Below are 12,264 nucleotides of genomic sequence, written 5' to 3'. Positions count from 1 at the left end.
GGATTTTTATATCCTCCTCTGTTTACTCAATCTCAAATTTCAGCTTATCTGTCCGCGGTTGTCTCTGTAGGCTCTTGGTCAGCAGCTGGAACTGCTTCAATAGTTGGTTCTGAAGCAGGAGTCTCTTTGTCAGCGCTCTTGTCAGATTCTTTATCGGCTTCAGGAGCTGTTTCTGTTTTTTCAGCAGCGCAAGTAACCAAGATGTATTCTTTTTCTTTGCCTTTTTGGCTCTTAGTTTCAAGAAGCATTTTAGTTTCTGGCGTGATCAAAATACTTGGTGCAACGGCGGATTCGCTTTCTGGCATCATGATTTTGTCTGCAGCTCTGAGAGCTTCAGTGCTACCGCAAGCGATAAGAGCCGATTGTACTGACGTGTTTGCAACGCTGAATTTTGCTTGGATCTCAGTCGGTGCAGCATCCAGAGTCAGGTTTACTTTTGCAACATTAGGGTAAGCCTCAAGCTTTTCAGTAGAAATTTTAGGGCCATCGCAAATAAGGTTCACGATGTCTTGTGGGACTTCGGCTTTTTCTTGCCCCAATTGTTTTGGAGTTTCTGGGATATCCAAGTTGGTGTCTTGAAGGATCAGCACTTGGCTGCCGCCAAGAAGATATATGCGTTCGTTCTTGGTGATAGCTTTTTCTAGATCATGACTGCAATACACGGAAGTCTGAACGCTGTTTTTACCCAACAGAATATTGCGCGCAGCTTTCATATTGCTTGTCAGTTTGCGTGCATCGGCGCCTGTAGTGTTGGCGAAGGTATCTTCCACTTTGGAGTTTGTGCCATCTCTTTGTAGTTTGCGAGCTTTGACCTGCAAATTGGATTTTTCACCGCAAGCAGCAACAAAAAGGGCAGCGAGGATTGATACAAACAGTACGCGTTTCATAATATTTCTCCTGAACTCCTAGGAATTCAGTGCTTTACCCTTCAATCCTGGGACCAAGGTGAACGACGGCTGAGGGCGGTATGAGCTGTTAAGCTTTTAGACAGAGGCCCTTTTTGGTGTTAAGAAAGGCCCTATGAGCATCCAATTTTCCAAATCTCTCATTCCAGTTTTCGCCCTCGGTATGGGCATGCAAATTCAAAGCGGGCAGAGCTCTTTTTTGCAAACCCCTCCCTCAGCCGAAGAGATCGCCAGCGACACTTTGGATGAACGTAAAGACGTAAGCCCCATCGAGTCCGTGAAATCCTTGCCAGGAGTAGTTTTAACAGGCTCTGAAGTTACGACATACACCAGCAGTTTGTTTGTACGTGGTTCGAGCGGGGATCATACTTTGTTTATTTGGAATGACTTTCGCTCAGACAACTTTACAGCGCCCACAGGGGCTACAGATCCGTTCGGGCTTGCCTCCGAGTTTTCAAACCGTATTCGTGTCTTAAAAGGCCCGCAGAGCCTCTTATACGGGACTCAAGCTTTGGGTGGTGTCGTCTTAGTTGAACAAGATCCTGATTTGGGCTCGACCTTGGAGCTTTCGGGCGGAAGTCTCAACACCTCTCGTGGTTTAGGCGAGGCCCGCGCTCGCGGAGAAAAATGGCAGCTTGCTGTCGGTGGCTCGGCTTTCAGCACCGAGGGGGTTTCCACTTATGATGCCGCGGTTCCCAGAGGCTCCGATGGCGACCTTGAGCGCGATGGTCGTCAAAAAAGTTCAGCATCGGCGATAGTCAGTTTCGATTTGCCTAGTGAAGATCAATTGCAGTTCATGGTGAATGCTCTTCGCGATACATTGAGCGACGATGTGCCGCCATTGGATGATGTCAATGCTCATAGCTCTAGCCGTGCGCTTCAGTGGAAGGCTCGCTACAAAGTGAATTGGGGCGACCGCGCTGATAGTGTGTTCTTGGTAGTGAATCAAGATACCGATCGCGAGAACAACAATCCCGTCGACGCTTACGATAGCAGTTATTATTTCGATCACGCCAAAGGCCAAAGAAGTATTTTTTTAAATCGTAATAGCTTCGTGTTGCTAAAGAGTCTTTGGCAAGTGGGGCTTGAGGCTTCGCAAGAAGAAGGGCACTTTGACTCGAGCTCCGATTTTGATCCAGCGGGAAGCTCTTTTGATCCAACTACCAGCGAGCAAAACCTGTATGTTGTGAATGATTGGAACTTTGAAAGTTCTGATTTTTCTTGGGGTGTGCGCGGCTCTTGCCAAAAATCTGAAGACTGCTTGGCCGTCTATCAAGTTTCTTATCAGTGGCATTGGGTCGAGGCTCAGCGCAGTTTGTATGGGATTGTCAGTACGGGACTTAAACGACCTAGCTTGTATCAGCAGTTTTCTGTGCAGTACGGGGATCAAAATCTACAAGCAGAAACCAGCCAAGCATATGAAGTTGGTGTCGTGCAAAGATGGGGAGCTCCGCAAAGAGCGAAAATTTCTTTTTTCGAAAATCAGTTTTCAAATCTGATTGATTACGACTTTGGTGTTTCTAAATATAAAAATTTAAAGAGTGCAAAAACCAAAGGTATCGAATTCATGCATCAGTACGATGCGGTGATGTGGGACACGCAATTTTCTATCGCGCAAATTTACGCCAAAGATGAAACGACCGGGCAGTACTTACTTCGTCGTCCAGCGCTTCAAGGTGCTTGGGAGCTTGGCTATGATATCTATGAACCCTTGCGTGTGGCGGGGGAATTACTCTACCTCGGTGATCGAGAAGACAGTGTAGGAGCTTCGCGCGTGGTACTTGATGCCGTCACACTTTTGAATCTGTCATTAACTTACAAACGAAATTTCGCTCAGTATTTTTTGCGTGTGAACAATGCAGGCAATTCGTTTTATGAGGACATTAAAGGCTATTTGACACCAGGTAGATTTGTTTGGTTAGGCATGAAACTGCATTTCTAGTTTAGAAGATCGTGTAATAAGTCTTCACAATGCTGTCGAAACGGGCAGGAATTAACTACAATCTCTGCTCGTGAATCTGTTTAAATAGTTGGAAATTTTCACTTTTGTCATTTTTTCACCCATTCGACATATTGTGTCATCGAACCTTTTAGGGTATAACCTCTCTTCTGCTAATCGAACGTATTTAAAAATTATGGGGAGGCTTGGAACCGTGGCTGATTCAACCGGGACAAATCCGAACGCTATTGAAGAAGAATTGATGGACGAACTCGATGAGGAACTTGATGAGGAACTCGACGAGGAAGAAGCTGAAGATCAGTTTGGAGACGATGCCTTAACCGCCGAAGCTCTTGAAGGACAATTAGGTCTAAACGCTCTAAATCCTTTGAGCGAAGAAGAAGAAGACCTGAACCTGGATGAAATCGACAACATCTTGGATCTGTCTGAAGACAAATATCCGAAGTTCACTCTTGCAAAGAACAAAGCTCGTTTCTTGCGTATGGTGAGCTGGTATCGCGCGAAAGAAGAATGGATCGAAGTTGCTCCACTTAGTGGCGTAACAAAACTTTTCAAGCAACAGACCAAAGAATTGGAAGGCATTCGCTCTTCTAAGTTGGACTACGAAATGGAGCTTGAAACAGGAACTCTGACTCCATCACAAAGATCTTACCGTCGTGATGAGTTGAAAATGTGCCGCGTACAAGAAAAGATGGCGGTTCATTTGATCTCTAAACTTCAAGTGAAGATCAAATCTGGTCGCAGATAATTTAATCTGCAAAAGAAAATAAAAAAGCCGACTGATAAGGTCGGCTTTTTTATTTTGTGCTTAAGACGTTTTATTTTACAGCGTAGATGACGCTGCCACCTTTAAGAAGTCCAATGACTTTATCGCGATAAGACATCGTCACAGCAGGGCAACCCCAGCTACGGCCTTGGATTTTGCTGGCCTCTTGAACATAGTCGGCACCATGAATGACAACCGCACGAGGGCGTGCATTTGAATTTGTGCTAGACATGCCATCAAGCTTCAACGACAAACCATGTTTTCCATAGTAAGTTTCTGCAGTCATATAGAAACCCAAAGAGCTGGCATTCGAACCAGATACGTTACTGAATTTTTCAGCATAGCCATCGTGGTTTGAATCAGAGCCTTTTCCGTGTGACGTGTGAATTGCCCACACAGCTCCGCTTGTCATATTGATGATATAGAAGCGAGCTTCTTTAGAGCTTTGTCCAAAGTTGATCACAGACAAGTAGCTCTTGTTCTTAATCTTAGACAAGTTCTTATCGTAGTAAGCAACGGCATCGGCCAATGCTTTTGTTGGAACGATTCTTTTTGGATCAAGATGATTGTATTTTGCAAGTACTCCATCTCTATCACTATTTGCTGGTGGTGCTGGTGCTGGTGCTGGAGCAGGTGCTGGTTCAACTGGTGTCGTAGGCTCGGCTGGAGCAGGTTGAGCTACTTCTTCGCTCGTGTTTTCATCGTCCTGGCCGTCGGTGGCACTGTCGTTATCACCGGGCAGTTCCTTTACGATCTGTTCTTCGGTCGTGTCGTCGGGCAATTTAGAGTCATCAAAGTTGTTTCCACATGCTGCAAGACTGAACGCCAGACTGAGTGCCAAAAATCCTTTTGAGTACATTTTTACCATATGAGATCCCCCTCAAAAAAGTTCAGTGTGCGAAAAAAAAGCCTACAGGAGACTCGGAAGATCGAGAGAAAAACGAGAGTGAAGAGCCGCAAATCAAGACCTAGGACTGTGAAAAATTAAAACGAAAGTCTCGGAAACAAATGGATGATGAGTATAAAATTCTAAACAATTCTCGGCGCACTGAAGTGCCCAGGAACGTCACTCTGGCTGCGGGTTTGACGAGTACAAGATGGACCAAATGTGGATAATTTTGATTTGGACCACGGTCTCAATATGGCACAAGTCCTGCTTAGAGCACTTTTAGGAGAATTACCGTGGAACGTAAAATACTGCTCTCTATAATGATGGCCTTTTTAGTGTCGTGCTCTCAAGGCGGGTTCGTAGAACCTATTGCTTCGACAATTTCAAAGCCCGAGACCACTTACATTCCAGTCATGCCGACCAAGACTCGCGTTGGTCAGTACGATGTTTTCGATGGAGTTTCCAGTATTTCAAATTTGGTCCTTAAAGTAGACGGCGACAAAGCCGAGACCTCTTTAACCGGGATCGTGACCATTCAACCTGTGGATGGCGACCAGATTGCCTTGAAAGTTCCTATTAATGTTGTTGGTACTATTAGTCCAGATGACTTCACCTCTTATATGTTCGTGCAAAACCAAGCTGAGCTAGACTCGTTGCAGGTAAAAGCCGGCGCGAAGCTTACTTGTATGTACACAGACTGTTCTGAGTCTTTCATCGATATCTATGTAGTTTATAAAGGACGCGCATATCATCACCAGGTTGAATCGACTGACAAGATGATCGTTAAACCGAATCCTTCTGCGAAAGATGAAGACTCTCAAGTAGAGGAAGATTCTGACGATCAAGGTGGTAAACAGTCTTCGACTCCAGATAAACCAAAAGTAAAGAAAAAGACAAAGCCTACCCCAACGCCGACTCCTGAAGAAGAAGAGAAGTTGGATGAAGAGGGTAGTGAGTTTGAACATGATGACGACGGCGGAGGCGAACTCGGTGCTTACGTTGGTGAACCTGAGCGTGACATCGAAGTCTTGTTCCAAGTAGCACCATCTACTCCAACGCCGACTCCAAAAGAAGATAAGAAAGAAGAAGAAAAAAAGGATGAGAAGAAAGACGATAAAAAGTCTAATTCTCAACAGCCTGCTCCGGTAAATCCAAAAAAGGACGAACCTAAAAAGGAAGAACCGAAGAAGCCAGAGCCTAAAAAAGAAGAGCCTAAGAAGCCTGTGACTCCGGTTGTTCCTAAGCCTCCAATTAAACCGGATGTTCCTTCTAAGAATCCAGACAATGTGTCTGTAGGCCGTAAGATTTTAAATACTATCAGCCAAGCTATCGGTGATAACGGCACCGGCCGTTTGGAAAATGCCGTCAGCCTTTTGAAGTTCCAAAAGGACAACGATAACTCTGGTTACAACATCATGTATCCAAAACGCGAGACTTATTATGGTACAACAGACATGTTGAACATGATGGCTCATATCGGTCAGTACAGTCAGAAAAAAGTAAATGGTTACATCATCAGCGTCGGTGATGTGTCTAAGAAAAACGGTGGTAAATTGGGTGGTCACTCATCTCACCGTCGTGGTTTGGATGCTGACATCTCTTACTACTTCGACAACAACTCATTCCAAAAAGGTTTCACAAACGTAATGGCATCCTCTTCTGCAAAACGCTCATGGATGTCAGACACACAATGGGATCTTTTCAAATCACTCGTAGAAACTTCGAACGTGGATCGTATCTTCACAGACTCAAACATGAAACGTGAGTTCTGCCAAATCGCTGCACGTAACAAAGAAGTAGGCTCTAGCAAAGACGGAGTCCCATTCGAGACACTGAGAGCTTTGGTACCTTGGAAAGGTCACGCGAATCACTTCCACTTAAGATTGAAGTGCTCGAAGGGCCAACCACGCTGCCGCCAAATGGCTCCTCCTGCTCGTGCTACTGGTTGCTAAGTCTTTTTTAGTATTCTGAGTTTTATGGTCGACGCTGGGTTTTCGGCAGAGCCCGAGAACCTTTGCGACTCTTCCACTCGGGGGACGGGCGTCCGGCCCTCAGACAAGCGTTCGCCTTCGGCGAATTCGCGCCATCGTGGCGCCGCTTGAGCCCCCGACTGAAAGAGCCGCAAAGCTCCTCAGTCTCTCCCGAAAATTGCTTCGTACAAAATCAAAAACATAAAAGTAGCAAGCCAATCCGCACGGCCTCCGCGCGCGCAAAACACGTTGTATATATGACCGTGCTTGAAGAGCGCTTCTCTCCATTCTAGTTTTGATCGAAGCGAATTTGGGGTGGATTTGCTGTTTAGCTTCTGTGGTTAGGGGGCTCAAGCGGCGCCCGGATGGCGCGAACCACGCCGAAGGCGTGGCGCTTGCGTGAAGCCCGGAAGGCTGTCCCCCTCACCACAGAAGCTAAACAGCAAAGCCGCGACAAATCCCCGATTCGACCAAAACCTATGCAGAATGGAGATAAAGCGAGATGAAGGTCCTGCTCTAACTCAACTATAAATCAAGTCCCAATATGAGACGGGGTGTTTCTGAAGTGTTTTCTAGGGTTTAAAGTGTCTCAAAATATTTTTGTTGAGACCCCTAAATTCTCACGATGAAACGCCGATACGATAAAAGTGATTCAAACATGAACGTTAAACGTATCAATCGGGGAGGACTAGATGTCTCGTACAATTATGATTATGGTGAGCGATAACGCTGAGGCGATCGATAACGCCAAGAAACAATGTGAAGGTCAGGACATGACTTTCCAAGCGTATTCGCCTTCACAATGGAGAGAAGGATTGGATTCTCCGTTCTTCCGCCAGCAATTGATGGCTGGTGTTCCTTCATTAGCTTTCGGTTCTAGCCCAGTAAATGGTGAAACTGCTGGCACGAATGTATTGCCATTCCCAGGCCCAGGCAGTTCTTATAATGCTGACAACAAAATCCAAAAGATGGATGAGCTCGAAGCTCATGCTATCGAAAATGCTATCCTTCAGTACAAAGGGAATTTGACAGAAGCAGCAAAAGCATTGGGTATCGGTCGTGCGACATTGTATCGTAAAGTGAAACAATATCACATTGATCCTTCTCAAGCTCGTAAGAAAAGAGCGGCATAATCCACCAAATGGATTCCAGTCTTTTCAAAAAGCCAGGATGGATTCCTGGCTTTTTATTTTTTGTGCTCTGCCTTTACTTAGGTATGACGGTGGTGCGAAAGCATCCGCCGGGAAATACTTATGCTAAGATTTGTACTTTCGTGAATGACCGAATTTACATGCAAGGCGAAAAGCTGGTCTCTTGGAGCCGTGGGTGCGTCAAGAGATCCGAACTTGTCAAAGAAGATACTCCCGTCGCAGCCATTGTTGAAGATTTGAATGATCAGTTCTCGATCCTTCATGCTTCGCATTTGTCCATCTACAGTCCTCAAGAGTCCCGCAGGGTGTGGCAAGGCGAGAGCAAAGAAACGGGCATTGAATCCCAATATGTCGATGGGGAACTTGTCATATTTAAAGTCCATAAAAATTCTCCGGCAGAACGCGCAGGACTTCGCATGGGAGATGTCATTTATCGAATCAATGACGACCTAGGAACTCCAGAACTTGCTGAAAAGACTTCTGGAAAATATTTGATTCTTCGTCAGAAAAAAATCACGGAATATAAAATCTCGACCGGCGATATCAAACGGGAAGAGGATCCTCAAATCATTCCTCTAACTGCGAAAACAGCGGTGTTCAAAGTGCCATCGTTTCGCGCGGAGTATTTTGAGAAAGAGAAATGGCTTTCTCAGGTTTCTGAACTTAAAAAGTATCAAAAAATTATTGTAGATCTTCGAGGAAATCTTGGTGGCAACTTCGTTGCAGGATTAAGATTTTTGTCTCCGTTTATGTGTTCACCTCAAGATATTGGTTATTTGTGGAAACCAAAATCGAAACTTAAAAAAGAGATGACATTGCCGGATGATCTGAACGATGAAAATCAAATTGTTGTTCTTGATCAATCCTTCTTAGTTCGTCTTTGGACTTTTGAGGACTATGACTGCTTAGCGGCGTCTGTGGCTGTTTTGGTGGACTCGGGAAGTGCTTCTACATCAGAGATGGTAGCGCAGGCGTTAAAGGATTATATTGGTGCAAAAATATTTGGCTCTGCAAGCGCGGGGCAGCTGCTCGTAGGCGTTTGGTATCCGGTGCCTGAATTGGCCGATGGCGTAAAGATCTCCGTTCCTGAAGCGCTTTATCAAACACGGCGAGGTCATAAAATAGAAGGTCCAGGAGTCCAGGTCGATAAGGTCCTCTATTACCATCTCAGCGAGATGGAGAACGGCGAGGACAGCTGGATTAAGAAGGCTGTGCAGCTGTTTTAAGTAGTCCAGCTACGGAGCTCCGCTCCTACGTCTCTTGCACCTAGCGCGTGTCTCAAAATAAAACGTATAACAAGTTACAGTCGGATGTTGAGAGAGTTAACGATAAGATGTATTTTAAAAGAAGCTGGTGATTTACAGGATTGGCACGTGTTTCGCTGTATCTCAAATTAGATCTAGACAGACCAGATCTAACCGAATGGAATACTTCACGTGTCTGAAAAAAAGGGGCCAAATCATGTCTAAGAATTCTGCTGATAATAAAGTCCTGGAATTTCCAAAAGCTAAGTCTGTGCGCAAACGCCTTTTAGACAAGGGACAAGATCAAAAAGCAGTATTGGGCCTTTCGATTGTTTCAGTCCTCGTGATGACTGTTTTCCTAAATGAGTGGATTGTAAAATCACAAAACAAAGTGGATGCATTCGCTGAGGGTAATCGTGGAATTGCTAGTTTTGAGGACCGTGATTCTGTTGACGGAATCAAGTGGGAGCATGAACTTGCTCAGAAATTGGCCCAAGAAAAAGACGCAGCAAAAAGTCTTTTGGCTGTGAAACCAACTCTTAAAGATGAACTGGTTTTTGGCTTTCTTGAAGGTAAATACAAAACTCACATCGTAAATAGCAAAATTCAAAGTTTTGATTTCACTGACAATCACGCTGGTGACCAGCCGTTGGTTATCAAAGAAAAAGCTGAGTTCTTGAAAATCTTTAAAACTGTGTTTGCTTTGGATTATTCCAAAGTCCAGTTTGCTAGCCGTCAGGGCAATACTGAAGTCTATAAACTGATCAGCAGTGGCAACAAAGATCTCGGACAGGCGCACTTCCAGTTGGACGAAGAAGGCCGCGTTCTTTCTCTGAAAATCAGCCAGTAAGTTCCTATTAACTAGACCGCAGTTTTAAGTCCTTCATGCCGATAAATCCCTTATGGTTGTAAGGGATTTATCGTTTCCAGACAAAGACACTTCAAGCACGGCACCTCGATTCGCAACGCCATCACTTCAGTTGGCTTCGGTGACCGATCGTTTTATCGCATTCATTCTGGATTTCTTGATTCTTTCTCCTATCGTGAGCTTCTCGGTTGCAGGAGTTCTTAGAAATTTAAAAACAGTTTTGATTTTAAACTCAGATTCAGACCAAGCCGTTGTGATCTGGGTATTGTTTGTAATCGGCATGGTTGTCGTGTCTTGCGTATTGCAAGCATTGTTTTTCTACTTCTGGCAGGCGACTCCAGGGCAGAAGTTTATGCAACTGCAGGTGATCTCGTATCCACAGCACCATCAAGACGACCAAAAGCAGCTTACGTTTGCACAGAGCTTGCTTCGTCCTATGGGGTGGTGGTTAGGAACAGGAATGCTCGGAGTTCCATTTATGGAAATTCTGGGACATCCACTTCGTCGCGCTTTCCATGAAAGAGTTTCTGACACTTTAGTGATTTCATTAAAGCAAGAACCTGTCGATGCACCTTTGGCGGTAGAGTCTCGTTATATTCGCTCTACCATGTGGATCTTTTTTGGATTTATGTTTTTAATGGGCGTCACCTTTATGGGGAAAACTTACAAGACAGCAGTCGTTGAAGGTCTTGCGAGTGGTCAGAAGATTTCTAAATCCTATTGCCCAGATATCCCTACTGAGAAATACAAAGATGAAAAACGTTTAGATGTCGCTTTGGCATTGTTCTTTGCCGAACAGTCAGACGAGTCGTGCGTTTATACCGAAGCTCAAAACGCTGTGTGGAATCTTGAAGGCGAAGAAAAAGCCCTCGGGCTTCTGGCTATGTCCGTGATCAGTGAAGATAAAAAAGAGGTCGACGAGTATCAGAGCAAAATCTGCACTGAGAGCGAAAAATCAGAAGCCTGCGCCATCTTAAAATTCATGCAGGCCAAAGACGAAGATCGCGGTAATATTTTACGTCGTGCAGGATTAGGTTTAGTCAGTTCAAGATTGCTTTTACTAAAGAGCTCTTTAGAGCTTGGTCACTATGTTTCAGCAGCAGGTCTTATCCGCGACCTCGAAGTTGAAAAACCTCTGCAAACCTTCCTAGATAAGAGCATGGTAAAAACAGCGTGGGCGTTGAATGTCAAAATCGCCAACGAAAAGAAGTCTAGAACTCCAGCTAGCAGCGACGAAAAAGAAATTCTTCAGGAGTTCAAGAAAAGGTACGGCATTGAATGATTCTGCCGCAATCGGAACCTCTTTCAAAGTTTCACCGATATCCTCTGACGTGGACATTATTGGCTTTGAATATTCTGATTTATTTTCTGTTCTTTGCCGGTCAGCCTGACAACTTCCGCAATCAAAAGATTCTTGAGACGGAATCCACTTTGATTACGGGCCGTCTTTATCGTCAATTCTTTCAATCTTTAAGCACCTACGAACAAAAAACCCGTGCACCTTGGGTTGGGCATTTGAGTGCTACAAGCGACGAACAAATGGAAATTTTGGGCAGCTACGCACTCAGAGATGCCGAGTTCTTAGACCGTGCCGCAGAAATGCCTTTTCATGGGGATGAAGTTGCTATCGAAAAATGGCGTAAGAACCTCGAGTCCTTCCGCAAGTTTTATGATGAAGACACTATCTACAGCTTCGGTTTGAACAAAGCCGACATGCGTTCTATTACTTGGATTACGTATCAGTTTTCTCACGCCAGCATTACACACTTATTCAGCAATATGTTGTTCTTGGTGGTTATTGGGACAGCGGTCGAAATCTTAGTAGGTAGTTTTGCATTGCTCGTGCTGTATTTGTTAGGCGGTATTGTCGGTGGCGCTGCATTCTTGTTTTACAATGGCCACGGAGTTATTCCGATGGTGGGGGCGAGTGCTTCTATCAGTGCGCTTTTGGCGTTCTATGTTGTGGCAGAAACCCGCTTGCGCATTCGTTATGTTTATTTTATTTCGCCTTTTCCGGGGCACAATGGCTTTATCTACTTACCGACACTCTTGATCGTGCCGCTATTTTTGCTAGTGGATTTCACCAATCTCATTGCAAATCCTGAAGGAGTGGGTGGTGGAGTTGCCTATGCGGCTCATGCTGGCGGGACGGTGATTGGTTTGATACTCGGGGCCTTTTCACGCTGGACACTCCGAGTGGAGCGTCCGATGGCATTTAACGACCCCGTGCCTGTCGTTCAAGATAGCGAAGACTAAGACTTTTTCATTGGGCACTCTGCATGACCGCAGCCATCTGTGCCTTTACAATCTTTATGATCGCCACTTTTGTGTTCCATGCTGCATGCACCTTTGTCACCGCAGCAGCTATGTTTAGCTGTGTGACTGCAAGCTGACAAACTAAGACCAAAAACAAAAATTGAACACATTGCCAAGATTTTCATAAGACCTCTTTCTTAAGTCGTTAAATGTCCTGATTCTGAAATTATAGGATGGTTTTTTTTAATTTGTGAC

Annotated in this window: 11 protein-coding genes; 8 read left to right on the top strand and 3 right to left on the bottom strand. The window is 44.9% G+C overall.

Annotated features, from left to right (window positions below; all coding sequences use genetic code 11):
- Nucleotides 1-44: 44 nt before the first annotated feature.
- Nucleotides 45-887, bottom strand: coding sequence for a hypothetical protein (locus ACLWBB_RS14680; protein WP_413288296.1), 843 nt, complete (start codon nucleotides 885-887; stop codon nucleotides 45-47).
- Nucleotides 888-1,020: 133 nt separating this feature from the next.
- Between ACLWBB_RS14680 and ACLWBB_RS14675 the strand changes: the two genes are divergently transcribed.
- Nucleotides 1,021-2,847, top strand: coding sequence for a TonB-dependent receptor plug domain-containing protein (locus tag ACLWBB_RS14675; RefSeq protein WP_413288295.1), 1,827 nt, complete (start codon nucleotides 1,021-1,023; stop codon nucleotides 2,845-2,847).
- 211 nt (nucleotides 2,848-3,058) lie between these two features.
- The gene (locus ACLWBB_RS14670; RefSeq protein ID WP_413288294.1) at nucleotides 3,059-3,613 is read left to right on the top strand and encodes a hypothetical protein; all 555 of its coding nucleotides are present in this window, start codon (nucleotides 3,059-3,061) and stop codon (nucleotides 3,611-3,613) included.
- A gap of 70 nt (nucleotides 3,614-3,683) precedes the next feature.
- On the opposite strand, the gene ACLWBB_RS14665 is transcribed toward ACLWBB_RS14670, so the two are convergent.
- Complete coding sequence (locus ACLWBB_RS14665) at nucleotides 3,684-4,499, bottom strand: murein L,D-transpeptidase catalytic domain family protein (RefSeq protein ID WP_413288293.1); 816 nt, start codon at nucleotides 4,497-4,499, stop codon at nucleotides 3,684-3,686.
- 314 nt (nucleotides 4,500-4,813) lie between these two features.
- Between ACLWBB_RS14665 and ACLWBB_RS14660 the strand changes: the two genes are divergently transcribed.
- The 6 genes from ACLWBB_RS14660 to ACLWBB_RS14635 all read left to right on the top strand — a co-directional run bounded on the left by ACLWBB_RS14660 (nucleotide 4,814) and on the right by ACLWBB_RS14635 (nucleotide 12,009).
- Entirely contained in the window at nucleotides 4,814-6,472 is a 1,659-nt protein-coding gene (locus ACLWBB_RS14660) for a penicillin-insensitive murein endopeptidase (RefSeq protein WP_413288292.1), read from the top strand.
- 710 nt (nucleotides 6,473-7,182) lie between these two features.
- The gene (locus ACLWBB_RS14655; RefSeq protein WP_413288291.1) at nucleotides 7,183-7,623 is read left to right on the top strand and encodes a helix-turn-helix domain-containing protein; all 441 of its coding nucleotides are present in this window, start codon (nucleotides 7,183-7,185) and stop codon (nucleotides 7,621-7,623) included.
- A gap of 8 nt (nucleotides 7,624-7,631) precedes the next feature.
- Nucleotides 7,632-8,867 (top strand): S41 family peptidase, encoded by a 1,236-nt coding sequence (locus ACLWBB_RS14650; RefSeq protein WP_413288290.1) that lies wholly within the window; start codon nucleotides 7,632-7,634, stop codon nucleotides 8,865-8,867.
- Between the two features lie 235 nt (nucleotides 8,868-9,102).
- Complete coding sequence (locus ACLWBB_RS14645; RefSeq protein ID WP_413288289.1) at nucleotides 9,103-9,735, top strand: hypothetical protein; 633 nt, start codon at nucleotides 9,103-9,105, stop codon at nucleotides 9,733-9,735.
- Between the two features lie 52 nt (nucleotides 9,736-9,787).
- Complete coding sequence (locus ACLWBB_RS14640; protein WP_413288288.1) at nucleotides 9,788-11,035, top strand: RDD family protein; 1,248 nt, start codon at nucleotides 9,788-9,790, stop codon at nucleotides 11,033-11,035.
- The gene (locus tag ACLWBB_RS14635) at nucleotides 11,032-12,009 is read left to right on the top strand and encodes a rhomboid family intramembrane serine protease (protein ID WP_413288287.1); all 978 of its coding nucleotides are present in this window, start codon (nucleotides 11,032-11,034) and stop codon (nucleotides 12,007-12,009) included. Before ACLWBB_RS14640 ends, ACLWBB_RS14635 begins: the two co-directional genes overlap by 4 nt.
- On the opposite strand, the gene ACLWBB_RS14630 is transcribed toward ACLWBB_RS14635, so the two are convergent.
- The gene (locus tag ACLWBB_RS14630) at nucleotides 12,006-12,194 is read right to left on the bottom strand and encodes a hypothetical protein (protein ID WP_413288286.1); all 189 of its coding nucleotides are present in this window, start codon (nucleotides 12,192-12,194) and stop codon (nucleotides 12,006-12,008) included. The two genes, ACLWBB_RS14635 and ACLWBB_RS14630, sit on opposite strands and share 4 nt — an antisense overlap.
- Nucleotides 12,195-12,264: the final 70 nt, after the last annotated feature.

It is taken from the genome of Bdellovibrio sp. HCB337 (genome assembly GCF_047302465.1).
Taxonomy (GTDB): Bacteria; Bdellovibrionota; Bdellovibrionia; order Bdellovibrionales; family Bdellovibrionaceae; genus JACMRP01.
Note: the sequence above shows the minus strand (reverse complement) of the source record. Positions and strands in the feature narration are given on the sequence as shown.